The organism is Cryobacterium levicorallinum (genome assembly GCF_004402405.1).
Taxonomy (GTDB): Bacteria; Actinomycetota; Actinomycetes; order Actinomycetales; family Microbacteriaceae; genus Cryobacterium; species Cryobacterium levicorallinum.
The window spans coordinates 19,271-42,603 of record NZ_SOFE01000010.1; the positions used below are offsets into that span (position 1 = coordinate 19,271).

The 23,333-nt window shown below is 65.2% G+C and carries 24 protein-coding genes; 12 read left to right on the forward strand and 12 right to left on the reverse strand.

Going from position 1 to position 23,333, the window contains the following annotated elements; all coding sequences use genetic code 11:
- Window positions 1-215 precede the first annotated feature (215 nt).
- Window positions 216-992 (forward strand): polyprenol monophosphomannose synthase, encoded by a 777-nt coding sequence (locus tag E3O11_RS05155; protein WP_241994652.1) that lies wholly within the window; start codon window positions 216-218, stop codon window positions 990-992.
- Here E3O11_RS05155 and rfbA read toward each other — a convergent pair.
- Window positions 989-1,855: a glucose-1-phosphate thymidylyltransferase RfbA gene (gene rfbA, locus E3O11_RS05160; RefSeq protein WP_092452273.1), complete on the reverse strand. Its 867-nt coding sequence runs from the start codon at window positions 1,853-1,855 to the stop codon at window positions 989-991. The genes E3O11_RS05155 and rfbA overlap by 4 nt on opposite strands.
- A 5-nt stretch (window positions 1,856-1,860) precedes the next feature.
- The gene (locus E3O11_RS05165; RefSeq protein WP_092452275.1) at window positions 1,861-2,469 is read right to left on the reverse strand and encodes a dTDP-4-dehydrorhamnose 3,5-epimerase family protein; all 609 of its coding nucleotides are present in this window, start codon (window positions 2,467-2,469) and stop codon (window positions 1,861-1,863) included.
- 73 nt (window positions 2,470-2,542) lie between these two features.
- Between E3O11_RS05165 and rfbB the strand changes: the two genes are divergently transcribed.
- From rfbB to E3O11_RS05195, 6 genes are all read left to right on the forward strand, one after another.
- Complete coding sequence (rfbB, locus tag E3O11_RS05170; RefSeq protein WP_092452278.1) at window positions 2,543-3,529, forward strand: dTDP-glucose 4,6-dehydratase; 987 nt, start codon at window positions 2,543-2,545, stop codon at window positions 3,527-3,529.
- A gap of 1 nt (window position 3,530) precedes the next feature.
- Window positions 3,531-4,385 carry a dTDP-4-dehydrorhamnose reductase gene (gene rfbD / locus E3O11_RS05175; protein WP_092452279.1) on the forward strand — a complete coding sequence of 285 codons (855 nt, stop codon included), beginning with the start codon at window positions 3,531-3,533 and terminating at the stop codon, window positions 4,383-4,385.
- Entirely contained in the window at window positions 4,382-5,524 is a 1,143-nt protein-coding gene (locus E3O11_RS05180; RefSeq protein ID WP_092452282.1) for a glycosyltransferase family 4 protein, read from the forward strand. Before rfbD ends, E3O11_RS05180 begins: the two co-directional genes overlap by 4 nt.
- A gap of 3 nt (window positions 5,525-5,527) precedes the next feature.
- Window positions 5,528-5,932 carry a GtrA family protein gene (locus E3O11_RS05185; RefSeq protein WP_092452285.1) on the forward strand — a complete coding sequence of 135 codons (405 nt, stop codon included), beginning with the start codon at window positions 5,528-5,530 and terminating at the stop codon, window positions 5,930-5,932.
- A gap of 135 nt (window positions 5,933-6,067) precedes the next feature.
- Window positions 6,068-6,325 carry a type II toxin-antitoxin system Phd/YefM family antitoxin gene (locus E3O11_RS05190; RefSeq protein ID WP_092452288.1) on the forward strand — a complete coding sequence of 86 codons (258 nt, stop codon included), beginning with the start codon at window positions 6,068-6,070 and terminating at the stop codon, window positions 6,323-6,325.
- The gene (locus tag E3O11_RS05195; RefSeq protein WP_211477687.1) at window positions 6,322-6,723 is read left to right on the forward strand and encodes a type II toxin-antitoxin system VapC family toxin; all 402 of its coding nucleotides are present in this window, start codon (window positions 6,322-6,324) and stop codon (window positions 6,721-6,723) included. Before E3O11_RS05190 ends, E3O11_RS05195 begins: the two co-directional genes overlap by 4 nt.
- A gap of 178 nt (window positions 6,724-6,901) precedes the next feature.
- Here E3O11_RS05195 and E3O11_RS05200 read toward each other — a convergent pair whose 3' ends face one another.
- The 3 genes from E3O11_RS05200 to E3O11_RS05210 all read right to left on the reverse strand — a co-directional run bounded on the left by E3O11_RS05200 (window position 6,902) and on the right by E3O11_RS05210 (window position 9,974).
- Entirely contained in the window at window positions 6,902-8,260 is a 1,359-nt protein-coding gene (locus E3O11_RS05200; RefSeq protein ID WP_241994654.1) for an LCP family protein, read from the reverse strand.
- Window positions 8,257-8,724 (reverse strand): 5-(carboxyamino)imidazole ribonucleotide mutase, encoded by a 468-nt coding sequence (purE, locus tag E3O11_RS05205; RefSeq protein WP_092452378.1) that lies wholly within the window; start codon window positions 8,722-8,724, stop codon window positions 8,257-8,259. Before purE ends, E3O11_RS05200 begins: the two co-directional genes overlap by 4 nt.
- 113 nt (window positions 8,725-8,837) lie before the next feature.
- Window positions 8,838-9,974, reverse strand: a complete 1,137-nt coding sequence (locus E3O11_RS05210) for a 5-(carboxyamino)imidazole ribonucleotide synthase (RefSeq protein ID WP_092452294.1) — start codon at window positions 9,972-9,974, stop codon at window positions 8,838-8,840.
- Window positions 9,975-10,105: 131 nt separating this feature from the next.
- Between E3O11_RS05210 and E3O11_RS05215 the strand changes: the two genes are divergently transcribed.
- Window positions 10,106-10,630 (forward strand): GtrA family protein, encoded by a 525-nt coding sequence (locus E3O11_RS05215; RefSeq protein WP_092452297.1) that lies wholly within the window; start codon window positions 10,106-10,108, stop codon window positions 10,628-10,630.
- Here E3O11_RS05215 and E3O11_RS05220 read toward each other — a convergent pair.
- A complete protein-coding gene (locus tag E3O11_RS05220; RefSeq protein ID WP_092452299.1) occupies window positions 10,607-11,182 on the reverse strand; it encodes a PH domain-containing protein in 576 nt (191 codons plus the stop codon). The two genes, E3O11_RS05215 and E3O11_RS05220, sit on opposite strands and share 24 nt — an antisense overlap.
- An 8-nt stretch (window positions 11,183-11,190) precedes the next feature.
- Window positions 11,191-12,039: a biotin--[acetyl-CoA-carboxylase] ligase gene (locus E3O11_RS05225; RefSeq protein ID WP_092452301.1), complete on the reverse strand. Its 849-nt coding sequence runs from the start codon at window positions 12,037-12,039 to the stop codon at window positions 11,191-11,193.
- 221 nt (window positions 12,040-12,260) lie between these two features.
- Here E3O11_RS05225 and E3O11_RS05230 point away from each other — a divergent pair, with 221 nt between their 5' ends.
- Both E3O11_RS05230 and E3O11_RS05235 read left to right on the forward strand, forming a co-directional pair.
- The gene (locus E3O11_RS05230) at window positions 12,261-13,868 is read left to right on the forward strand and encodes an acyl-CoA carboxylase subunit beta (protein ID WP_092452304.1); all 1,608 of its coding nucleotides are present in this window, start codon (window positions 12,261-12,263) and stop codon (window positions 13,866-13,868) included.
- Window positions 13,868-14,098, forward strand: coding sequence for an acyl-CoA carboxylase subunit epsilon (locus tag E3O11_RS05235; RefSeq protein ID WP_092452307.1), 231 nt, complete (start codon window positions 13,868-13,870; stop codon window positions 14,096-14,098). Before E3O11_RS05230 ends, E3O11_RS05235 begins: the two co-directional genes overlap by 1 nt.
- 351 nt (window positions 14,099-14,449) lie before the next feature.
- On the opposite strand, the gene E3O11_RS05240 is transcribed toward E3O11_RS05235, so the two are convergent.
- The 4 genes from E3O11_RS05240 to E3O11_RS05255 are packed head-to-tail and all read right to left on the reverse strand — an operon-like array spanning window position 14,450 to window position 18,931.
- On the reverse strand, window positions 14,450-15,487 hold the full coding sequence (locus E3O11_RS05240) for a hypothetical protein (RefSeq protein ID WP_092452309.1): 1,038 nt from the start codon (window positions 15,485-15,487) through the stop codon (window positions 14,450-14,452).
- Window positions 15,487-16,878 carry a sensor histidine kinase gene (locus E3O11_RS05245; RefSeq protein ID WP_134495427.1) on the reverse strand — a complete coding sequence of 464 codons (1,392 nt, stop codon included), beginning with the start codon at window positions 16,876-16,878 and terminating at the stop codon, window positions 15,487-15,489. The genes E3O11_RS05240 and E3O11_RS05245 overlap by 1 nt, the downstream gene beginning before the upstream one ends.
- Window positions 16,871-17,575 (reverse strand): response regulator transcription factor, encoded by a 705-nt coding sequence (locus tag E3O11_RS05250; protein WP_104131962.1) that lies wholly within the window; start codon window positions 17,573-17,575, stop codon window positions 16,871-16,873. The genes E3O11_RS05245 and E3O11_RS05250 overlap by 8 nt, the downstream gene beginning before the upstream one ends.
- Window positions 17,576-17,614: 39 nt before the next feature.
- Window positions 17,615-18,931, reverse strand: coding sequence for a class I SAM-dependent RNA methyltransferase (locus tag E3O11_RS05255; protein WP_092452317.1), 1,317 nt, complete (start codon window positions 18,929-18,931; stop codon window positions 17,615-17,617).
- 84 nt (window positions 18,932-19,015) lie between these two features.
- On the opposite strand from E3O11_RS05255, the gene E3O11_RS05260 reads away from it, so the two are divergent.
- A complete protein-coding gene (locus tag E3O11_RS05260) occupies window positions 19,016-19,672 on the forward strand; it encodes a Maf family protein (protein ID WP_092452320.1) in 657 nt (218 codons plus the stop codon).
- 79 nt (window positions 19,673-19,751) lie between these two features.
- Window positions 19,752-21,524, forward strand: coding sequence for an acetyl/propionyl/methylcrotonyl-CoA carboxylase subunit alpha (locus E3O11_RS05265; RefSeq protein WP_092452381.1), 1,773 nt, complete (start codon window positions 19,752-19,754; stop codon window positions 21,522-21,524).
- 284 nt (window positions 21,525-21,808) lie between these two features.
- Here E3O11_RS05265 and E3O11_RS05270 read toward each other — a convergent pair whose 3' ends face one another.
- Complete coding sequence (locus E3O11_RS05270) at window positions 21,809-23,245, reverse strand: NAD(P)H-quinone dehydrogenase (protein WP_092452323.1); 1,437 nt, start codon at window positions 23,243-23,245, stop codon at window positions 21,809-21,811.
- Between the last annotated feature and the right edge of the window lie 88 nt (window positions 23,246-23,333).

Below are 23,333 nucleotides of genomic sequence, written 5' to 3' on the forward strand. Positions count from 1 at the left end.
AGCTAGCATTTTTCTCCCGAATTTCTGGGCCGTCGAACCCCGGCCGGTGATTCATAGACGTAGATTCACGCTTCCCGGGCCCGACGAGGGGCGATGACCGAATCTCACTCCAGCCACTTCGGTAGTGTTTGACGAGGATCAGGTGAAGGGACGCCGAAGCGTCTACTCATGGACCCACGCAATTCTCCAGTCTCAAGAAGTAACCGAAAGAACCCGTGCCAGAACTCACCCCCGCAACGCTGATCATCATCCCGACGTACAACGAGGCCGGGAACGTGGCAGCGACAGTGCACCGGGTGCACGCCGCCGTTCCTGACGCGCACATCCTCATTGTCGATGACCAGAGTCCCGACGGAACGGGTGAAATCGCTGACCGCCTCGTGGAAGTAGACACCCGGATTTTTGTGCTTCATCGTGCGGAGAAAGCCGGTTTGGGGGGGGCCTACCTGGCGGGATTCGATTGGGCACTCAATCATGGCTACGAACTGATCGGTGAATTCGACGCTGACGGCTCACACCCGGCCGATGCCCTGCCCGAACTCATCGCGGCGTTCGACCGTCCGGGAATACGCCCCTGGGTTGCCATCGGTTCTCGATGGGTGCCCGGCGGGAGCGTGGTCAACTGGCCGAAGAGCCGTGAATTTCTGAGTCGAGGCGGCAACACCTACGCCCGGCTGATGCTCGGGCTCCCGGTCAGCGACGCCACCGCCGGGTATCGAATCTATTCCGCCACGGCCCTGCGGTCGATGGATCTGCAGAGCGTTGATTCGAAGGGCTACTGCTTTCAGATCGATCTGACTTTGCGGGTCTTCGATGCGGCCGGCCCGATTGTTGAAATCCCCATTGAATTTCGAGAACGGGAGATCGGCGAGTCAAAGATGAGCCGCAGCATCGTTCTGGAGGCCATGGGGCGGGTCACAATCTGGGGGGTACAGCGAAGGTTCAAGAAGCTGGCTTCCCAACGGCCAGGCGGGCGTCGCCGGGTATCCTAATTCACCTGGGCGATGGAATGGAGGTATTTTCCATACCCGCTTTTAACCAAGGGGGCGGCAAGCGCGGCCAGTTGGGCGTCGCCGATCCAACCGGCCCGCCAGGCAATCTCCTCGATGCAGCCGATCTTGAACCCCTGGCGGTCTTCGATGACGCGCACATACTCTGATGCCTGCATCATGGACTCGAAAGTTCCGGTATCGAGCCAGGCGGTGCCCCGGTCGAGCACCTGCACCTGCAATTTGCCCTGTTTGAGGTAGTGCTCATTGATGGTGCTGATTTCCAGCTCTCCGCGGGCGCTCGGTTCGATCGTCTTGGCGATTGCGACAACGGAATTATCGTAGAAGTAGAGACCAGGAACGGCGTAGTTACTTTTAGGCTTCGTCGGCTTCTCTTCAATCGACACCACGGTGCCCGACTCATCGAACTCGACGACACCATAGGCCGTGGGGTTACTGACGTGGTACGCGAAAATACGCGCGCCCTCGATCTCAGCATTTCCACGCAAGGACGCCCCCAGGCCTGCGCCGTGGAAGATATTGTCGCCGAGGACCAGCGCAACACTGTGATCGCCGATGAACTCTTCGCCGATGATGAATGCCTGGGCGAGGCCGTCCGGCGAAGGCTGCACGGCATATTCGATGCGGATGCCTAAATCAGATCCGTCCCCGAGGAGCGCCCGAAACTGCTGGTTGTACTCCGGGGTGGTGATGATCAGGATCTCTTTGATGTCCGCCATCATGAGCGTCGACAGGGGGTAGTAGATCATCGGCTTGTCCCAAATGGGCATGAGCTGCTTGGAGATGCCTTTGGTGATCGGCCACAGGCGCGTGCCTGAGCCGCCGGCGAGGATGATTCCGCGCATGAGCGTTAGTTCCTGTCGTTCAAGGTGGCGTAGTAGGCACGGGCGGCGTCCCAGGTGGGGAGCAGGCCGGCGGCAGCGGCTGCTGCGAGAGTGGGGGCATCCGTGTCTTTGGGAGACAGCAGCAGTTCCCCGGCTTCAGGCGGAAAGACCAGGCCGACCTCTTCGTCGAGCGGGCTGATGCCGTGTTCGCGGCCCGGGCTGAAGGTGCTGTTCACGAGATAGCTCACGGTGGCGTTGTCGGTCAATGCCACGAAGCAGTGCCCGAGTCCTTCAGCAATATAGACCGCGCGACGATCGGCGTCGTCAAGCAAGACGCTGTCCCACTGCCCGTACGTGGGCGACCCGACCCGAATATCGATGATGTAGTCCAGAACGGCACCGTGCACCGCAGTGACGTACTTTGCCTGGCTCGGCGGCACATCCGCGAAGTGAATGCCGCGCACCGAACCGCGCTTGGACACGGAAGTGTTCGCTTGGGCGAGGTCGAGTCTGTGCCCGACCTTCTCTTCGAGCTTGTCGAATCGATACCACTCGAGGAACACTCCCCGGTCGTCACCAAACTGCTTCGGGGTGATTTCAAATGAATCGGGGATAGAGAGTTCGCGAATCTGCACGGTCGGCAGTCTACCAATCGGGGTCCGGTAGAATCGCGGAGGCCATTGAAGCGAACGGAACGGTTACTCCTATATGAAGATCCTCGTCACCGGCGGCGCCGGTTTTATCGGCTCCAACTTTGTTCGACGCACGATTGAAGACAAGTACCCGGGCCTCGAAGGCGCCGAAGTTGTCGTGCTCGACGCACTGACTTACTCGGGCAACCTCGAAAATCTCGCCCCGATCGCCGACTCGCCCCGTTACTCCTTCGTGCACGGCGACATTCGCGACGGCAAGCTGCTCGACACACTCTTTCCCGGGCTCGATGCGGTCGTGCACTTCGCCGCCGAAAGCCACGTGGACCGCTCCGTGATGGACTCGACCATCTTCGTCGAGACCAACGTGCTGGGCACCCAGCAGCTGCTCGACGCGGCTCTCCGCCACAAGCTGGCCCGGTTCGTGCACGTCTCCACCGACGAGGTCTACGGCTCCATTGCCGAAGGCTCCTGGAACGAGGAGCGGGCGCTGGAGCCCAACTCCCCCTACTCAGCGTCGAAGGCGGGCAGTGACCTGCTCGCCCGCAGCTACCACCGCACGCACGGCCTGAACGTTTCGATCACGCGCTGCTCGAACAACTACGGCCCGTACCACTTCCCCGAAAAGGTCATTCCGCTGTTCGTCAGCAACCTGATCGACGACCTGCACGTTCCGCTTTACGGCGAGGGCAACAACATTCGTGACTGGCTGCACGTGGATGACCACACTCGCGCCATCGCCATGGTGCTCGTCGGCGGTCGCGCCGGCGAAATCTACAACATCGGCGGCGGCACCGAACTCACCAACAAGGAGCTCACCCAGCTGCTGCTCGACTCGACCGGCAAGGACTGGTCGTACGTCGACCGCGTCGCCGACCGTCTCGGACACGACCTGCGCTACTCGGTCGACATCAGCAAGATTCAGGCCGAACTGGGCTACGCGCCCGAGGTTCCGTTCGAAGAGGGCCTGGCCGACGTGGTGCAGTGGTACCGCGACAACCGCCAGTGGTGGGAACCGCTCAAGGCTCGGGCGGCGCTGAACTAGCATGACCCGTTATCTGATCACCGGGGCCACCGGCATGCTGGGGCGCGACCTGCAGACGGCGTTGGCCGGTCGCGAGGTGACGGCGCTCGGCCGGAGCGACCTCGATGTGACCGACCTCAACGCGGTCACGGCCGCAGTCGCCGGGCACGACGTCATTATCAATTGCGCCGCGTACACCAAGGTCGACGACGCCGAAACAAACGAAGACGCGGCCTACGCCGTGAACGCGGTGGGGCCGCGCAATCTCGCGCTGGCAGCATCCGCTTTGCGGGCGAAGCTCGTGCAGCTCTCGACGGACTACGTCTTCGACGGCAGTGCGACCACGCCCTACGCTGAGAACACGCCGCACAGCCCGATCTCAGCCTATGGTCGCACCAAGGCCGCCGGTGAAGACTTCGTGCTCGCCGAGAACGGCGCCCGCAGCTACATCGTGCGCACGGCCTGGCTGTACGGCAAGAACGGCCCGAACTTCGCCAAGACCATGCTCAAGGCCGCTGGCACGCGCGACACGTTGAACGTCGTCAACGACCAGGTCGGACAGCCCACCTGGACGGTCGACCTCGCCGCGCAGATCGTGTTGCTGCTCGACTCCGACGCGCCCGCCGGCATCTACCACGGCACGAACTCCGGGGTGGCGTCGAAGTTCGACCAGGCCCGCGACGTGTTCGCTTTGGCCGGACTTGACCCGGAACGCGTGCTGCCGACCGACAGCTCGGCGTTTGTACTGCCGGCGCCCAGGCCCGCGTACTCCGTGCTCGGCCACGCCAACTGGGCGGCCGCCGGGCTTGAGCCGATGCGCAGCTGGCAGTCGGCCCAGGCCGAAGCTTTCGCCGCGGGAGTCTTCGAGACAGCATGATCACTCTGCGGGTAGTCGTCGACCAGATGGTCGCCCCGGTTCCGGGTGGCGTCGGGCGTTACACCGAGGAACTCACGCGTGCGCTAATTGCGACCGCTCCGGCCGAATGCGCGGTGGAGGGCATCGTCTCGTCCTCACCGCCCGCACAGTATGAACTCATTGAGGCCGCGCTGCCCGGTCTGGCGAACCTGTTCAAGACGACGCTGGCCCGCCGCGAGCTGGCCACGGCCTGGGCGCTTGGCGTGACCGCGTCGTCGGGCACTGGCCTGATTCATGCGCCGGGATTACTGGCCCCGCTGCGCCGCCACGATCGGGCCGTAGACGGCACCCAGATTGCGGTGACCCTGCACGACGTGCTGGCCTGGACGCATCCGTCATCGTTGACGCCGACAACCGTGGCCTGGACCAAGAGCATGCTCAAGCGCGCCCGCAAGCACGCCGACGCCATTGTCGTGCCGAGCCACGCCGTGGCGAACCAGCTGACCGAGATCATGGACCTCGGCGACCGGGTGCGCGTGATCGGCGGCGCCGTGGGTCGGGGGCTCGTGCTGCCGACCCTTCCCCTCGTGGAAGAGCGCCTACAGGCGCTGGGCCTGCCGTCGCAGTATATTCTGACCTCGGGGTCGCTCGACCCGCGCAAGGCGGTCACTGCGCTGATCACGGCGCTCGGTCTGCTGGGCGCGCCGGACCTGCCGCTGATCGTGCTCGGCCCGGACACCTGGGGCGAGCTCGACCTGGCCTCGGTCGCCGATGAAGCCGGGCTCGAGCCGGGGCGCGTTCGCGCTCTCTCCGGGCTGAGCGACTCCGACCTGGCCGTTGTTATTGCCCGGGCCAGCGTGTTTGTGTATCCGAGCCTGGAAGAAGGCTTCGCCCTGCCGATCATTGAGGCGTTCCATCTCGGCACCCCGGTCGTGCACTCCGACGCCCCGGCACTGCTCGAAGCGGCCGGAGACGCCGGCGTCGCAGTGGAGCGATCGAACGCGAAGGAATATCCCTCGCGGCTCGTCGACGCGGTGAACCGGGTGCTCGGCGACAGCGTGCTGCGGGGTCGCATGAGCGTCTTCGGTCAGGACCGCTCGCGGGCGTTCAGCTGGCGGGACTCGGCCGAGCGCGTCTGGCAGCTGCACGCGGATCTGTAGGCCATGGCGAGCTTTCTACAGGACCAGCGTGTGCGGTTTCTCGCGGTCGGCGCGACAAACACGCTCGTCGGGTACTTGGTCTTCTCGGCATTCACACTCTGGGTCTTCGCGGATGTCTACCTCGGCTATCTGCTGAGCCTCGCTCTCTCGTACGTGGTTGGCATTTCCCTGGCCTTCGTGCTGTACCGACGATTCGTGTTTGTGGTGCGTGGCCACGTGCTGCGGGACTTTGTCCGGTTCGTGAGCGTGTATCTGGTGGCGATCGGCATCAATGCGGCGGCGTTGCCGCTGCTGGTTGAGGTCGCCGGGGTGCCGCCGCTGCTCGCCCAACTGGTGATTCTCGTGGTCACGACGCTGCTGAGCTTCTTCGGGCACAAGAAGTTTTCGTTTCGGCGCAGTGGTGAGTGAAAGGGCCGACAGCATCCACGTCCTCTACTCAGGCTCTCGACGCAGCGAGTGAACCAGTTGACGCACTCGTAGGCATCCGCTTTCGTGCGGGAGCGATGCTTGCTACAGCGTGCGACTCCCGGCTACACTCAGCGCATGAGCTTGGTTCCGGTTCGAGAATTGCGCAATCACACCGCCGATGTGATCGAGCGCGCGCGACAGGGTGAAGAAGTAACAATTACCAGCAACGGCGTTCCAATCGCGACGCTGGTGCCGATCCGTTCAGGCAAGCAGGCGTTTCTCACGAAAGCCGATATGCGACGCCTGGTGCGACGTCCCGGCGATCCGATCGCGGAATACTCCGACGACGAGGAACCCGACGAGACAACGGACGATCTGGGTCCCATCCAGTGAACCCCTCACGGGGCCTGATTGACACCAGCGTGTTCGTGGTGCTAGAGACAAATCGTGCAATACAGTTCGACAGATTGCCAGAAGAGCAGTTTGTCAGCGCCGTGACGCTCGGTGAGCTGTACGCCGGAGTACATGCAGCGCGGGACGCCGACACACGGGGAGCCCGACTGCAGACCCTTGACACAGTGTCAATCGCGACGGTGCTCAATATCGATGAGGCAGTGGCCGCGCATTGGGCTCGATTGCGGCAAAAACTTCGCGAGAGCGAACGTCGGCTTAACGTCAACGACCTGTGGATTGCCTCCACGGCACTCGTGCATTCGCTCACCGTCTACACCCAGGACGTCGATTTCCAGGTCTTGTCAGACCTTGGTGGCCCCGAAGTGATCGTCATTTAGCGCGCGTTGGCATCAGCTTTCGCAATGCGCTCATTGGTAGGGGCGGTCGCGCGAGCGAAAGCTGCAGGAGCGGATAGCGGATGCTGGTGCTAGTGCTAGCAGCGTGCCACGCGCGCGCAACGTTTGGACGCGCATGCAGGCTCCGCACGCACAACGGCGTGCAGGAGCAGCCTCAGGGCTACGGGGTGGGGGTGGGCGCGGGTGCCAGGGCTGCAGCGATCATTGCGGTGATGACGGCGTAGTCGGGGTTCTCGGGGTCGATACCGTTTTCGGGGATCAGGGGCACCGACACGACCGGCAGTTCCTTGGTCTTCGCTGCCAGGTTCACGAAGTAGCCGAGCATGCCCTGCGGCACGTCGGTCTTCACGACGCGACTGCTGGCGGAGGCGACGCCCTGAAACTTGGTGAGCACGTTCGCCGGGCTGGCCTGCGCGAGCAGGGCCTCCTGCATCTGGGTCTGGCGCTGCATGCGGTCGTAGTCGCTCGTGCCGTGCCTCGAGCGGGCAAACCAGAGGGCGTGGTAGCCGTCCATGTGCTGCATGCCCGGCTCGAACCAGAACAGAACCTCGCTGAAGCTCTCGTCGGTGTGCACGGGAACGCGGTTCTGCACGTCGATGTCGACGCCGCCGAGGGCGTCGATGAGGTCGGAGAACCCCTGCATGTCGATCAGCACGTAGTACTGAATGGTGAGTCCGGTGATGCCCTGCGCGGCCTCGAGGGTGGCCTGAATGCCCGGGGAACTGCCCTCGGCCACGGCATTCGGGTAGTACTCGGGGCGTTTGAGCTCGGCTTCGGTGAAAATGGAGTTAAGCATGCACGCCGACACGTCGCATCCGTCGATCGATCCGTATCCCTCGGGGTACAGCGCGCCGAGCGAGGAACCGGCCGAGAACGGCACGTCCTCGAGGTTGCGCGGCAGGCTGATGGTCGTGGCCTGGCCGGTCGTGGCGTCGATGCTGACCACGGAGAGGCTGTCGGGGCGCAGGCCGTCCCGGTCAGCGCCGGCATCCCCGCCGAGCAGCAGGATGTTGTAGCGGCCATTGACTGGCGGTTCACTCGGACCGGCGACGAAGACGGAGGAGAGGAATCCGCTCGCCGAGGTCGCGACGAAGGCGCCATAGCCAGCCGTGCCGCAAACGACGACCATGAGGGCTGCGGAGAAAGCGGCGATCAGCGGGCGGGCGCCGGGCGCGGCTTTCAGCAGGTTGATCAGGCTGAGGGTGTTGACGGTGAGCACGAGCCAGGTGAGCGCGTAGAACGCGAGCACTGCGGCGGCGGCCCAGAGGCCGATCGTGCTCGTGAACACCGTGAGCACGGCCTCGGGCCAGAACAGGTAGACAGCCCCGGCGACGATTGCCGAGGCCACCAGGATGAGCGTGGCGCCAAGGCCGAACCGGCCGAGTCGTCGATTGCCGGCGAGTACCTGCGCCGAACCGGGGAGCACGAAATTGAGTACGACCAACCACCACGCACGCGTCGTCATGATGCGCGTGGAGCCGGAATTCGGGTGCCGGATCGGGTCAGTCACACTGCTCATAATCGCTCTTGGAGGTCCCGGTTCTTCTGCTCGACCAGGTCGGCGAGTGCGACGGAATAGTCTTCGAGCTTCACGCGCAGCGCGTCATCGCTCGTGGCGAGAATCTTGATCGCGATGAGCGCGGCGTTCTTGGCCCCGCCGATCGACACGGTCGCGACCGGCACGCCGGCCGGCATCTGCACGATCGACAGCAGCGAGTCGAGGCCGTCGAGCAGGCCGAGCGGAACAGGAACCCCGACCACGGGCAGCGTGGTCATGGCGGCGAGCATACCGGGCAGGTGCGCTGCTCCTCCGGCTCCGGCGATAATCACCTTGAGGCCACGGGCCTGCGCGTTGCGACCATAGTCGAGCATCTTCTCGGGGGTGCGGTGCGCAGAGACGACCTGCACCTCGTGCGCCACCCCGAAGTCTTTGAGGGTCTGCGCGGCGGCACTCATGACGGTGAAGTCGGAGTCGCTGCCCATGACCAGGCCGACGAGCGGCGCGCTGGAGTTCACGGGCACACTGTTAATGGGCACAGCGTTTATGGGCACAGCGGAGGGCTCGATGTTGTCTGGCACGCAGATGATCCTATTGCTCAAGACTGAAAGATTTGTGCAGTGGCACGCGCCTGGTAGGCAACTTCGTCGAGATCGTCGCCGCCCGCGGTGACGTGGCCGACCTTTCGGCCGGGCCGTGACGCCTTCCCGTAGTTGTGCACTTTCACCAGCGGATGCTCCGCGAGGGCGCTCTGATACCGGTCGCCGAGCGAGCCTTCCGAGGGCCCGCCGAAGATGTTGACCATGACCGTCCACGGGTCACGGGCGCCCGTCGCCCCGAGCGGCAGGTCGAGCACGGCCCGCAGGTGCTGCTCGAACTGGCTCGTCGTGCTGCCATCAATCGACCAGTGGCCGCTGTTGTGCGGACGCATGGCGAGCTCGTTAATGAGGAGGCGCTCATCCGTGGTCTGAAACAGTTCGACGGCGAGCACCCCGGTGACGCCGATTCCCTTGGCCACGGCCACCGCGATGTCGGTGGCGACGTCGGCGAGGCGGCCTGCAGACTGCGGGGCCGGCGCGATCACCTCGGCGCAGACACCGTCTTTCTGCACGGTCTCCACCACCGGCCAGACCGCGATCTCCCCGCTCGGGCGGCGCGCGACAACCTGGGCGAGTTCCCGGCTGAAGTGCACGAGCTCTTCGACCAGCAGGGCGCCGCCGTTGCCGTCTTCGGCGAGCGCCAGAAACCAGTCGTCAACGTCGTGTTCGTGGCTGACGACGCGCACGCCCTTGCCGTCGTAGCCGCCGCGGGCGGTCTTCACAACGGCGCGGCCGCCGTGCGCCTGCAGAAATTCGGCGAGGCCGGCGGTATCCGTTATGCGCGCCCAATCGGGTACGGGCAAGCCCAGCTCGGCCAGCTTCTCGCGCATGAGCAGTTTGTCTTGCGCGTACAGCAGCGCGTCGGGGCCGGGATGTACTTTGACGCCGGCGCTGACGAGCTCGCGCAGAATCTCCTGCGGCACGTGCTCGTGGTCAAAGGTGATCACGTCGACGGTCTTCGCGAAGGCCAGCACCGTGGGCAGGTCGCGGTAGTCGCCGACGCTGACGGCGGCCAGGTCGGCGGACATACCGTCGGCTTCGGCAAGTACCTTGAGGTCGATGCCGAGGTTCACAGCCGCGGGAATCATCATGCGGGCCAGCTGGCCCGCGCCAATCACACCGACGGTCAAAGCCATCTGTTCACCATTTTCTGTGCAAGCGTTCAGCTAAACGCACGTTCGTACTCAGCCCGGAGAATTCCGCACGCCGTAGACTGCGAGACTTCACTGCATTCCTAGTGCCACTTTACCGAACGGCGGACGGACGCATGTCGATCACACTGAAGCAGCGCCTGCTCAATTTTCTGAGCCAGGGCCTGAAGTTCGGCACCGTCGGCGCCCTCGGCTTCGTGGTGGACTTCACTGTCTTCAACCTGCTGCGCACCACAGTGCTCGACTCGACCGACGTGCACGGCGGCCCCATCTACGCCAAGATCATCTCGACCGTGCTGGCTATTCTGGTGAACTGGCTCGGTAACCGGCACTGGACCTTCAGGAAGAATCGCCAAAACCATACGGTACGCGAGGGTCTGGAGTTTCTCGCGGTGAGCCTGGTCGGTATGGGCATCGGCATCGGATGCCTGTGGTTCAGCCACTATGTGCTCGGCTACACCAGCGTTCTCGCCGACAATATCGCCGGCAATGTGGTGGGTCTTTTTCTGGGCTCGGTGTTTCGCTTCACGCTGTACCGCTACTGGGTGTTTGCGCCGAGTCGCAGCGGCGCGTCGGCATCCGTTACCCATGCGGACACTCGCAGTGGCGCGATTGCGCTAGCGGCGGCCCCAGAACGCTGACTCGTCGGCGTGCGCCGACTGCTCTTGCCGGCGGGAACCCATGACGGTCACCGACTGCTCCATCAGGTCGTGCAGCACGCTCTGCACCAGGTCGACGTTGGGGATGTCTTTCAAGATGAGCGGATGCTCCAGCCCCGAATTGATCAGCACCGTGCCCGAGTGGAACCCGGCCTGCAGCCAGTTCTGCCGCACACTCACGTCGTAGCCGCGGCTGTGCAGCAGTTCTTGCCGGGTGCGCACGAAGAATCCGTGGCGAAAGATGATGCGCCGGGAGGTAATCGTGTAGCGCTTGGTCAGCCAGGCGGCGAGCGGCAGCAGCCAGCCCAGCACGGCCAGCACGATGGCGCCCGGCAGCAGGGCCGCGTTCTGCCAGGGTTCGGGCAGGTTGCCGGCGAAGTAACCGGTGGCGCCGGCCACGGCGAAGAGCAGCAGTGTAGGCCAGAGCAGCACCCGGGCGTGCGGGCGCAAGCGGGCGACGACCTCCTCCGGCCGACTCTCCCGGGCGTAACCGGAGGGTTCGGTCTCGTTGGTCTCTGTCTTCTTCGGTTTCATTACTTCTATTAATACCTCAGGTGGGTGACATCGCCGGCGGCGACAGACCGTTCTTCGCCATCGGCCTGGTTGACGACTCTGAGCCGTCCCTCGGCGTCGATGCCGGTGGCGGTGCCGACCAGGTCGACTCCGCCGGGCAGTTCCACCCGCACGACGCTGCCGAGGGTGCCGCAGAGTCTCGACACTTCCGCGTGGAGACCGCTCTTCTGTGCGTCACCGTCGGCTTCGACGAAGGCCCGATACAGGGTGACGAGCTCGTGCAGATAGGCGGCGAGTACTGCGTCCGGGTCGGGCGCGGTGCGGGTGACTAGCAGGAGAGAGGTCGAGGTGAGGGTGGGCAGGTTGTGTTCATCGAGCGAGAGGTTGAGGCCGGCGCCGATGACGATGCCCTTGCCGTCGGGCAGGAGTTCGCACAGGATGCCGCACACCTTGTAGCCGTCGATGAGCACGTCGTTGGGCCACTTCAGGGTCGTGTCGTGGCGGGGATCCTCGGCCTCTTTAAGATTTACGTCGTGCACCAGCGGCGTGCAGGCCTCAACGATGGTGCGCACGGCCCGGGTCATGGCGGCGCCGGCCAGGAGGGGGAACCAGCCGAGGCTGTGCGGCGGTAACTCCGGGCGAATGAGTACGGAGATGGCCAGGGCTTTGCCGGTCGGGGCCAACCAGACACGACCGAGCCGGCCACGCCCCTGAGTCTGGTTGTCGGTGACGACCACCGAGAGGTCGGGCCAGGCTGCGGCATCCGCCTCAGATAAACCAATAGCACTGGCGAGATCTTTGAGCACATCGTTGGTGGAGGAGGCCTCTGCACGGTACTCGAACCGGCTCACCTCGTTGCGGCTGAGCGAAAAATCCATCGTGCCTACCCTCTCGTGTGCATAACTCCTGCAATTCTCTCGAATCTGGCCTCAAAACACCTATTTCGGGTAGTTTTTGAAGAAATTGCAGGAGTTATGCACGGGGAAGTCCGGTTTCTGCAGTCCAAGGGACCCGACGGAGGGGGAAAGAACCAGTGTTGCGGGGCAAAGTTGTAGAACATCGTCAACGAGGAGCGGTCGGGGGGTGCCGGTAGAGTGAAATGGTGACTGATAAGACGCCCGCCGCGGCACCCGACCTGTATACGACGGCGGGAAAACTCGCCGACCTCAAGCTGCGCTATCACGAGGCTGTGACCGCCAGCGGGGCCACCGCCATCGAGAAGCAGCACGCCAAGGGCAAGATGACCGCCCGCGAGCGCGTCGACCTACTGCTCGACCAGGGTTCTTTCGTGGAGCTCGACGAGTTCGTGCGGCACCGCACCGTGGCCTTCGGCATGGAAAAGAAGCGTCCGTATGGCGACGCCGTCGTCACCGGCACCGGCACGATTCACGGCCGCCAGGTGGCCGTGTACTCCCAGGACTTCACGATCTTCGGCGGTTCGCTCGGTGAGGTCGCCGGCGAGAAGATCATCAAGGTGATGGACCTTGCCCTGAAGACCGGGGTGCCGATCATCGGCATTCTCGACTCCGGCGGAGCGCGCATTCAGGAGGGCGTTGTGGCCCTCGGCAAGTACGGCGAAATCTTTCGCCGCAACACGGCAGCCTCGGGCGTCATCCCGCAGATCTCGATCATCTGCGGCCCGGCCGCCGGCGGAGCGGTCTACTCTCCGGCGCTGACCGACTTCGTGATCATGGTCGACAAGACCAGCCAGATGTTCGTCACCGGCCCCGACGTGATCAAAACCGTCACCGGTGAAGACGTCGGCATGGAGGAGCTCGGCGGCGCCCTCACCCACAACAAGGTCTCCGGGGTATCGCACTACCTCGCGAGCGATGAGCCCGACGCGCTCGACTTTGCCCGCGCACTGCTGAGCTACCTGCCCGACAACAACCTGGCCGAGCTGCCCGTGTTCGACAGCGAGGTGGAGCTTGAGACAACGGATGCTGACCGTCGGCTCAACACGATCATCCCCGACTCCCCCAACCAGCCCTACGACGTGAAAACGGTCATCGAGCACATCGTGGACCGCGGCGAGTTTCTCGAGACGCAGCCGTTGTACGCCCCGAACATCGTCGTGGGCTTCGCCAGGGTCGAGGGCCGGTCGATCGGGATCGTCGCCAACCAACCCAACGCCATGGCGGGCACGCTGAACATCGAGGCCGGTGAGAAGGCCTCACGGTTCGTGCGGTTCTGCGATGCGTTCTCCATTCCCATCCTCACCCTGGTCGACGTGCCCGGCTTTCTACCGGGCACCGACCAGGAATGGACCGGCATCATCCGTCGCGGGGCGAAGCTGCTCTACGCCTACGCCGAAGCCACCGTGCCGCTGGTCACCGTCATTCTGCGCAAGGCCTACGGCGGCGCGTACATCGTGATGGGGTCCAAGCAGCTCGGTGCCGACACCAACCTGGCTTGGCCGACCGCGGAGATCGCCGTCATGGGCGGCCAAGGCGCCGTGAACATTCTCTACCGCGCTGAGATCAAGGCGGCCGAGCAGGCCGGCGAAGACGTCGCCGCTGTGCGCACCCGCCTGGCCAACGAGTACACCTACAATGTGGCGAGCCCTTTTCTGGCCGCGGAGCGCGGGGAGCTCGACGGCATCATCGAGCCCGCCGCCACCCGCGTGTCGGTCGTCAAGGCCCTGCGCGCCCTGCGTACCAAGCGGGCCACCCTGCCCGCGAAGAAGCACGGAAACATCCCCCTCTAATGCCCAAGCCCTCAGAGTTCGATCCCTCGGAGCTCATTTTCGTCACCGGACACGTCAGCGACGTCGAGGTGTCGGCGGTGAGCGCCATCATCCGTGGGCTGTTGCGGGAGGAATCCGACGAGCGTCGGGCGGCTCCCGTACAGCACCGGAGCGCCTGGCAGCAGGGCCAGCGCGCCATCCGCCAGCCGGTGCACCCCGGCGCCGGTCGCTGGCGCGGCTTCGCCGGCTGACCCCCTCCGGCGCCCCACCTTCTTCGTGGACGGGGCCCCGTCCACGGGCCCAGTTTAGAAATTGGGCATCGGTTCACAAGGTGGGCCCAGACGGGGGTAGAATCGACCTCGCGTCTGTCCTCCTAAATGCCGACAGCGAGACTTTGGAGATTAGTGCAGACTGGGGATTGCTCGGTGCAACTCCTGGAGTTTCACCACCAATCATTCGCTGACTAGGGTAAGCGAGCGAATGTGTTGGGGGCGAGAACGGATGGCATTCGGGTTGTCGTCCTTTCTCGAATAAACGGTTGGGGACCAGCTTCGGCTGGTCCCCTTTCGCGTACCCAGGGTCCCGAACAGGGAGCTGGTTGATTAGGGCGTGATCTGACGGGGGATTTCCAGCCACAGGTTGACCTCATCGTCACCCGCAGAGTCCAGCCCGAGGGCACTCACCGCCGGGTCAGGGCTCGACAGCCCCACCACGGTCACCGCGACGGTCGCGTTGTCGGCCGCGGTACGCACAATGATCTTGTCGGCGCTCGTCTGCTCGAGGGCGAGGGCGATGGTGCCCAGCACGTCGTCGAGGGCAACACCGCCCAGATCGTCGATACCGCCCTCGTCGAGGAGCGTAACGCTGGCTCCGCGACGCCGGGCAGCCATGACCTGTTCCCGCACCGCGTGGTTGAGCAGGCGGCGGCCGCGGATCTCATCGCGAATGGCCGCTTCGAGAAACCGGCATTCCTGCTGTTCCTCTGCGGTCAGCTCACCGTTGCTCTCGCTGATGCGTCGCAGCATCGGCATAGCAAGGCGCATGGTCTGAGTGAGACGCACCTGGCGCTCGTAGAGGTGAGCCTCCTGGGCTGCGTGCCATCCGCTCGCCTCGCGCTCGGCTCGGGCATACTGGCGGGCGTCCCGGCTGGCCTTGACCAGGGCACGGGAGAGCACCGCGGCTGCGACCACCCAGACCACGCTTCCGATGACGCCCAGTCCCCCGAGTTCGCCGACTCCGGCCCAGATCACACTGTGGATGACGAGCAAGGCCACACCCAGCAGGGCTAGTTGGGGACGCTTGCGGGTGGCAGTGATGGTCATCAGCGTGCCGATGGCGGCGACGTACCAGGTGGCGTAGCCGAGATTACCCGAAGAGCCATCAAGCTGGCTGCCCACGATCAGTGGGAGTGCCACGCTGACCGCGACGTTGAACAGCGCCAGCGGCAACGACATGCGCATCGGGCTGCTCGGCCAGAGGCTCGCCATTGTCGCCCCCACATACAGGCCCATGGCGACCAGGATCGGCACCGACGACGCCGGCTCTTTGATCGAATACAGCCCGAGAATCACGTGATAGCCCGAGAACAGAGCCGCTACGACGAGGGTGAGCGTGCGCGACACCCTGACAACGCTGGTCATCAGCGATCACCCGCCCGGTCGGTGTCGAGACTGGTGACGGCATACTCGACCGATGCGGGCGCCACTCGAAGCCCCGCGTCGCTGCCCCCATCCGTTTCGCTGTCGGCGGAGACCTCAACCCGCGGCCAGCTGATGACCACGGTCGTGCCCCGGCCGGGGCTTGAGTTCACCACGGCGACGCCACCCACGCTGGCGATCCGGTCGCGAATAGAGACCCGCACGCCGAGCCGGGCACTGGCCACGCTGGTCGGATCAAAGCCGCAGCCGGTGTCGCTGATCTCGATGCGGCATCCGCTTTGACCGTTGCCGCAAATCGTCAGGCTACGCATTTGCGCTGGGCCGGCGTGCTGCACGCTGTTGACCATGGCTTGCACGCTCGCCGCGTACAGGGCCTCGGCGACGAACTCCGGAATGCTCAGGCCGTCGACCCCCCGCTCGGTGATGGTGAAAGCGCCGGTGTTCAAGGCGGCGCCACGAAGGCGGTCGACCAGACGGCTTACGTCGGTCGTCGCATCGTCGAGGGTTCGTTCGCCATTGGCCTCCTGCAAGCGGATGATGGCGCTGCGAGCCATCGCCGCGGCCAGCACGGCTCCCTTGGAATTGCGCACACCGGCGGCCGAGAGCAGAGTCGCGAGAACGCTGTCGTGCACGATCGAGTCGACCTCGACGCGTTCCATCTCGGTCGCGTGGTGGCGCACCGCCACGGCGTATTTTGCCAGGGCATTGGACTGGGCGGTGTCGACCTTGTCGGTCGCGTCGCGGAGCACGTAGATGATGATGAGCACGACACCGCCGAGCAGCATGGCGTAGCAGGTATCGAGGGCGGCGAGCAGGTTTTCGGCCTCACCGCCGGAGGGCAACACCCGCACGAGTCCAAAGACGACGGGCGTGACGACCGTGTAAATGATGGCCCAGAGCAACGGAAACGCGATCGCCGCGCACGAGGTCGCGACGGTGCACAAGTACCAGAGCCACGGTTTGCTGTCGAGAACGACCGTGGGGTCGCGCATAACGAGCGGCCAGACGATGAGGGCGATGAGGTAGACGGCCGCGATAATGCCGGCCGTAGTGCGAATGCCGCGCCGAACCAGCGTTGCGACCACGAACACCAGAATTGACAGGCCCAGGGCGATCCCGATGGGCACGGCGGAACCGGGTTTGCGACTTTCCAGCTGTCCGAGCATAAACGGCAGCGTCTGGAGAGCGAAGACCACCGCGACACCGGCCACCGAACGGGACAGGACGATCTCGATCTGGGCGTGACTGATCGGATTGCGCGGGTGCCGGGGCCGTCCGAACAGGTCGTCCTGGAAGTCGGCCGGATTGACCGCGCCGAACGCGGCCGTATCGGTTGACACCAGGGCGCCCGGGCGGGCGGCCCGTTTAGACACCGCGGTCACCGTCGGAGGCGTCGAGTCCTGGCAGGATTCCGTCTTCGACGGCGCGGCGCAGCAGGTCGACCTTGGTCGGCGCTGGGCGGCCGACCTCGACGTACTTCACCCGGATTCGGTCCAGGTATTCTCGCGCCGTGGAGTGCGCGATGCCTAGCTGCAGGGCAACCATCTTCAGTGGCAGGCCCGAGGCGTACAAGTGCAGAACGTCGCGTTCACGGCGACCGAGCTGAGCCCTGGCGAAGTCGCGGTCGGCGTCGATCGCGGTGGCCCACTCGAGGTTGTTGAGCACGTCGCCCCGGGCAACGGATGCCACGGCGGCCATGACTGTGGTGGTCGGCGAGGACTTGGGGATGACTCCAGCGGCGCCGGCGGCGAGTGCCTCACGCACCGAGGCAACCCGGTCGGCGATGCTGTGCACGAGCACGGCCGAGCCGGTGCTCGCGACGAGGTGCACATTGTCGGTCACGAGCGAACCGTCGCCGAGCGAGAGGTCGAGCACGATCACGTCGCACGCTCGTCCGGCGAGGCCGTCCACAAGGGCCTGAGCGGTCGCGGCGGCGAACAGCACCTCGTAGCCGGAGTTTTCGCAGGCGGCCTGCAGTCCCAGTCGCACCGATTCGTGGTCGTCGACGATACCGACGCGAACGGACTGCTCGGGGGTGCTTGGGGTGGGATCAGGTAGTGCGTGGCTCACGATGTCGCTGTCCTTCTCGTTGGCTCGTCTTAAGGATAGCTATTTGCTGAGCAGTGCGACGGCCTCGACGTGATGGGTATTGGGGAACAGGTCGAAGGCTCGGAGTGTGCGCAGCTGGTATCCCTGCTTCTGGAACAGCGCAACGTCGCGGGCCAGGGCCACCGGGTCGCAGGCCACGTAGACGATTTGCCGGGGTGCCAGGGCCACCAGCTGATCGACGACGGCGGCGCCGGCGCCGGAGCGCGGCGGGTCGAGCACGACGGTGGCGGCGGCGAGGCGGGCGCGCTCCGCGGCATCCGCCTCGCGTAGCAGACGCTGCAGATAGCGGTCGACGCGGTCGGCCTCGGCGGTGGCGCCCGCCCATTCCTTGAGGTTGCGGGCGGCGAAGGCGACCGCTTCCGGGTCGCTTTCGACCGAGGTGATGCGGGTCGACGCGCCGAACTTGTCGCCGACGGCCGCGGCGAGCAGGCCGACACCGCCGTAGAGGTCGAGGTTGGAGGCGCGCGGGTCGAACTGATCGGGGTCGATGATGTTCTGCACCGCGTGGTAAAGCGTGTCGGCGGCCATGGAGTGCACCTGCCAGAATCCGGACCGGTCGAGTTCAAACTCGCGGCCGTCGACAACCTCGTGAATCAGACCGTGCGGCACCCGCTTGGGCTTGCCGCTGGAATCCTTGGCCGAGACGAGCACCTGCACATCGCCCTTGCTCGGTGCGACCAGGTCAACCTTCGCGGCGTTGTGAAACAGGGTGTCGAGCGGGGCGCGCAGCTCGAGTTCGTGTTCGGCGAGCGGCAGATCGTCGACCGGGATCACGCGGTGGCTGCGGGCAGCGTACGGGCCGATGGTGCCGTCGGCGGCCACGTGCAGGCTCACCCGGGTGCGCCATCCGGTGCCGTCCATCGCGTCGCCGGGGCTGGCCTTGGCGCTGACCGCGACCGGTTCGACGACCACGTCGCTGTCGATCCCGGCCATGCGCTGGAGCGCGTCGGCGAGCACCTGGCGTTTGAGTTCGCGCTGAAATCCGAGCTCAATGTGCCCGAATTCGGCACCGCCCGCGCGGTCTTCGGGAGCGCGATCAACGGATGCTGCGCTCCAGATGTGCGGCTGACGTTCCGGTGCGGCGTCGAGCACGGCGATCGTCTCAGCCCGCCAGAAGCTCTTGTGGTTGGCCTCGGTAAGGCGCGCGCGCACCCGTTCACCGGGCAGGGTGTCGCTGACGAAAATGACGCGACCCTCGTGGCGGGCGATGAAGATTCCGCCGTGCGCGATGTTGGTGATGTCAAGCTCGAGCTCGCTGCCGACCGTTTCGGAGGGGAGGCTGGCGGCGGCCTGGGGCTGGTGACTCGAATTGCTCATTCCTTGATGATCCCACACCCCCCCTTCCTCTCGTGCTCGATCGAGCCTGATTGAATGGAGTCACCGAAACTGCGAAGGACAAGCATGCGCCTCTATCTGGCCTCCACATCTCCGGCCCGGCTGGCCCTGCTCCGGGCGGCCGGCATCGAACCGGTGCTGATCAACCCTGACGTCGACGAAGCACGAGTCGTCGCCGAGACCGAGGCTGCCGCCGGAGCCGCGCTCGCGCCGCGGGATCTCGTGCTGCTGCTGGCGCGGGCGAAAGCTGAGGCGGCGGCATCCGTTCTGCTCGCGGAGCCGTTGAACGGGCTACTGCTGGGCGGCGATTCGGTGTTCGTGCTGGACGAGGTCATCTACGGCAAGCCGCATACCGCCGAAGCGGCGCGGGAACGCTGGGAGCGCCAGCGCGGGCGCACCGGAACGCTGTACTCGGGGCATTGGCTGATCGAGCTGACAGCCGGAGTGCCGAGCGACGCGGTCGGTGCGGTTGCGGTGGCCGAAGTGACCTTCGCCGACGACCTCGACGATGCCGAGCTTGACGCCTATATCGCGACCGGCGAACCGCTCTATGTCGCGGGAGCGTTCACGATCGACAGCCTCGGCGCTCCCTTTATTACGAGCATTGTCGGCGACCCGTCCACCGTGGTGGGACTGTCGCTGCCGACGCTTCGACGGCTGGTGCGTGGCCTCGGGCACGAGTGGCCGACGCTGTGGAATCGCCCCGGAGCGCTGTCATTGTAGGCATCCGCAAGAATCTGGCCGGTCTTTTTGTGGGAGAGAACCAAAATGGATGCGGTGCGGCCCAATAGGCTAAGTGATTGTGTCACTCATAACGAAGGTCCTCATCGCCAACCGAGGCGAGATCGCCGTTCGGGTCATCCGTGCCGCGAAGGACAGTGGAATTCTCTCTGTTGCCGTCTACGCCGACCAGGATCGCGATTCCCTGCACGCCCGTCTCGCCGACGAGGCGTACGGTCTCGACGGCACCAGCGGCGCTGAAACTTACCTGGTCATCGACAAGATCCTGTCGATCGCCCGCCGGAGCGGCGCTGACGCCGTGCACCCCGGCTACGGCTTTCTGGCCGAGAACGCTGACTTCGCCCGCGCCGTGATCGGCGCCGGACTGATCTGGATCGGGCCGTCGCCCGAGGCGATCGAGCAGCTCGGCGACAAGGTTTCCGCCCGCAAGATCGCCGAAAAGGTCAACGCGCCGATGGCGCCCGGCACCCTGAACCCCTGCACCGACGCCGCCGAGGTACTCGCCTTCGTTGACGTGCACGGTCTGCCCGTCGCGATCAAGGCCGCCTTCGGTGGCGGCGGCCGCGGCCTCAAGGTCGCCCGCACCCGCGAGGAGGTCGCCGAGATGTTCGACTCCGCCACCCGCGAGGCCATCACGGCTTTCGGTCGAGGCGAATGCTTCGTCGAGAAGTACCTCGACTCCCCCCGCCACGTCGAAACGCAGTGCCTGGCCGACCAGTACGGCAACGTCGTCGTCGTGTCGACCCGCGACTGCTCGCTGCAGCGCCGGCATCAGAAGCTCGTCGAAGAGGCGCCGGCGCCCTTCCTCACCGAAGCACAGACGACCGAGATGTATCGAGCGTCCAAGGCCATCCTCAAAGAGGTCGGCTACCTCGGCGCTGGCACCTGCGAGTTTCTCATCGGCCAGGACGGCACCGTCTCGTTCCTCGAGGTCAATACCCGGCTGCAGGTCGAACACACCGTCTCCGAAGAGGTCACCGGCATCGACCTCGTGCGCGAACAGTTCCGCCTCGCTGAGGGCGGCGAGCTTACCTATGGCGACCCCGTCGCATCCGCTCACTCGTTTGAATTCCGCATTAACGGAGAGGATGCCGGCCGCGGTTTTCTGCCCGCGCCCGGTCCGGTCCACGTGTTCAAGCCGTCCGGCGGCCCCGGCGTGCGCGTCGACACCGGCGTGCAGTCCGGCGATGTGATCAGCGGCTCCTTCGATTCCCTGATTGCCAAGCTCATCGTCACCGGCGCGACTCGCGAGGAAGCCCTGGAGCGTTCGCGCCGCGCCCTCGACGAGTTCGAGGTTGCCGGCCTGCCGACCGTGCTGCCCTTTCACCGCAAGGTCGTGCGCGACCCGGCCTTCGCTCCGACCGACGGCCAGCCGTTCAGCGTCTTCACCCGCTGGATCGAGACCGAGTTCGACAACGACATCGAACCGTGGACCGGCAGCATGGAAGACGCCGTCGGACCGCAGAAACGCCACAGCATCGTCGTCGAGGTGGACGGACGCCGCATCGAGGTGACCCTGCCGACGCGTCTGCTGCCCGGCGGCGCGAGCGCACGCTCGGTGGGCCCGGCCCCCAAGCGTCGCGACGGTCTGCACTCGGTCGATACCGCCACCGGAGACGCCATCAAGGCACCGATGCAGGCGACCATCGTCAAGCTACTGGTCGCCGAGGGCGACATTGTCGTCAAGGGCGACCTGCTGCTCGTGCTCGAGGCCATGAAAATGGAGCAGCCGCTCGTCGCCCACCGCGACGGCACCGTGGGCAACCTGGCCGCCGTCGTCGGCACGACGGTCTCCTCCGGTTCGGTTCTGCTGACCGTCTCCGACGCCGCGTAGCCCGCTCGACACTCGTCGATTGGCTGGCAGCACACCAGACTTGCGCATGATTTTGCCGGCGGGGTTGGGGACAAGACAACCGCTCCTCAGCTCAACCATTGCCGGTTTTCAGGAAGGGATCCGAGAAAAGCATTCGGACCCTTCCCACGCACCCGCGATGCCTGAGCGAGGAGCGGATGACCCGGTTTTCGCGGCCTACCTCGGAACCCCAACCCCGTCCACAAAAGCAGGGGCAGGGCGTCGAGAACGCGGGCTGCCCCGAGAACTGCGCGGGGATTTAGGGGCTACCGGACGACGTGCATGGCGCGCGCGGCATCCGTTATGGAACCGGTGAGCGAGGGGTAGACCGGGAACGTGCGAGCGACCTCGTCGACCGTGAGCCGGTGCTCGACCGCGAGAGCCAGCGGGAAGATGAGCTCGCTCGCCTTGGGGGCGACGATAACGCCACCGATGACGGTTCCGCTGCCGGTGCGGGCGAAGATCTTGACGAAACCGTCCTTGATTCCCATCATTTTGGCCCTCGGGTTCACGGCAAGCGGCAACTTGTAGATATCGCCCTGGGCGAGTCCGTCTTCGATCTGCTTCTGGGTGTAGCCGACCGTCGCGATTTCAGGCTGCGTGAAGATGTTCGCGGCGACGTTGCGAATCTCAATCGGGTTGACGGTGTCGCCCATGGCGTGGAACACCGCGGTGCGGCCCATCATCGAGGCAACGGATGCCAGCGGGAGCTCGGTCGTGCAGTCCCCGGCCGCGTAGATGTTCGGAATGGAGGTGCGGGCGACCCGGTTGGTCTGAATGTGCCCGGACTCGGTGATCTGCACGCCGGCCTGCTCGAGGCCGATATTCGCGGTGTTCGGAATCGACCCGACGGCGATGAGGCAGTGGCTGCCTTCGACCGTGCGTCCGTCTTCGAGGGTAGCGACGACACCGGTCTTGGTGCGCTTGACCGAACCGGCGCGCGACTTGGAGAGCACGGTCATACCGTTGCGCTTGAACACGTTCTCAATCACATTGGCGGCGTCGGCGTCTTCCCCGGGCAGTACCTGGTCGCGGCTGGAGATGAGGGTGACCTTCGCGCCGAGGGCACGGTAGGCGGAGGCGAACTCGGCGCCGGTAACGCCGGAGCCGACCACGATGAGGTGTTCGGGGATCGCCTTGAGGTTGTAGAGCTGGGTCCAGGTGAGAATGTGCTCGCCGTCGGGAAGTGCGGAGGACAGCACGCGCGGGCTGGCCCCCACGGAGACGACGAGGGTGTCGGCGTCGATGCGGTCGAAGTCGGTCGCGGTCGAGTCGCCGGAGGTGGCGACGATGATACCGGTGGTGCCGTCGAGCCGTCCGTGGCCCTGCACGTAGCGCACACCGGCGCGAATGAGCGTGGCCTTCATATCTTCGGACTGCTGGCGCGCCAGCGCGAGGAGGCGCTTGTTCACTGCGGCCAGGTTGATGGCGACTTCGGGGCGCGTGGGCTTGCCGGTGTCGCCGCGTACGAAGAACTGCACACCGAGGTCGGTAGCTTCTCCGATGGAGTTGGACGCCTCGGCGGTGGCGATGAGGGATTTGGAGGGGACAACATCCGTTATCACGGCGGAGCCGCCGACACCGACGCTTTCGATGAGGGTGACATCGGCACCCTGCTGTGCTCCGGCGATGGCCGCTTCGTATCCGCCGGGCCCTCCACCTAATACTGCGATGCGTTGCTTGCGTTCGAACTCATAGGCCATGTACTCCATTCTCGTGGCCTGCGCACCCCCCGCCAAACCGTGGGTATGTTCGCGGCGCGTGGATCGTCCGCCAAATCGGCCCAATTCG

Coding starts and splice junctions, on each gene's coding strand:
- E3O11_RS05240 (WP_092452309.1), bottom strand. CDS start 15,487: ATGACCAGCGTTGTCAGGGTGTCGCGCACGCTCACCCTCGTCGTAGCG.
- rfbA (WP_092452273.1), bottom strand. CDS start 1,855: ATGCGCGGAATCATCCTCGCCGGCGGCTCAGGCACGCGCCTGTGGCCG.
- E3O11_RS05185 (WP_092452285.1), top strand. CDS start 5,528: ATGGCGAGCTTTCTACAGGACCAGCGTGTGCGGTTTCTCGCGGTCGGC.
- E3O11_RS05210 (WP_092452294.1), bottom strand. CDS start 9,974: ATGGCTTTGACCGTCGGTGTGATTGGCGCGGGCCAGCTGGCCCGCATG.
- E3O11_RS05225 (WP_092452301.1), bottom strand. CDS start 12,039: ATGGATTTTTCGCTCAGCCGCAACGAGGTGAGCCGGTTCGAGTACCGT.
- rfbD (WP_092452279.1), top strand. CDS start 3,531: ATGACCCGTTATCTGATCACCGGGGCCACCGGCATGCTGGGGCGCGAC.
- E3O11_RS05200 (WP_241994654.1), bottom strand. CDS start 8,260: ATGAGCAGTGTGACTGACCCGATCCGGCACCCGAATTCCGGCTCCACG.
- E3O11_RS05260 (WP_092452320.1), top strand. CDS start 19,016: ATGCGCCTCTATCTGGCCTCCACATCTCCGGCCCGGCTGGCCCTGCTC.
- E3O11_RS05230 (WP_092452304.1), top strand. CDS start 12,261: ATGGTGACTGATAAGACGCCCGCCGCGGCACCCGACCTGTATACGACG.
- E3O11_RS05270 (WP_092452323.1), bottom strand. CDS start 23,245: ATGGCCTATGAGTTCGAACGCAAGCAACGCATCGCAGTATTAGGTGGA.
- E3O11_RS05255 (WP_092452317.1), bottom strand. CDS start 18,931: ATGAGCAATTCGAGTCACCAGCCCCAGGCCGCCGCCAGCCTCCCCTCC.
- E3O11_RS05190 (WP_092452288.1), top strand. CDS start 6,068: ATGAGCTTGGTTCCGGTTCGAGAATTGCGCAATCACACCGCCGATGTG.
- E3O11_RS05215 (WP_092452297.1), top strand. CDS start 10,106: ATGTCGATCACACTGAAGCAGCGCCTGCTCAATTTTCTGAGCCAGGGC.
- E3O11_RS05220 (WP_092452299.1), bottom strand. CDS start 11,182: ATGAAACCGAAGAAGACAGAGACCAACGAGACCGAACCCTCCGGTTAC.
- E3O11_RS05235 (WP_092452307.1), top strand. CDS start 13,868: ATGCCCAAGCCCTCAGAGTTCGATCCCTCGGAGCTCATTTTCGTCACC.
- E3O11_RS05180 (WP_092452282.1), top strand. CDS start 4,382: ATGATCACTCTGCGGGTAGTCGTCGACCAGATGGTCGCCCCGGTTCCG.
- purE (WP_092452378.1), bottom strand. CDS start 8,724: ATGGGCAGCGACTCCGACTTCACCGTCATGAGTGCCGCCGCGCAGACC.
- rfbB (WP_092452278.1), top strand. CDS start 2,543: ATGAAGATCCTCGTCACCGGCGGCGCCGGTTTTATCGGCTCCAACTTT.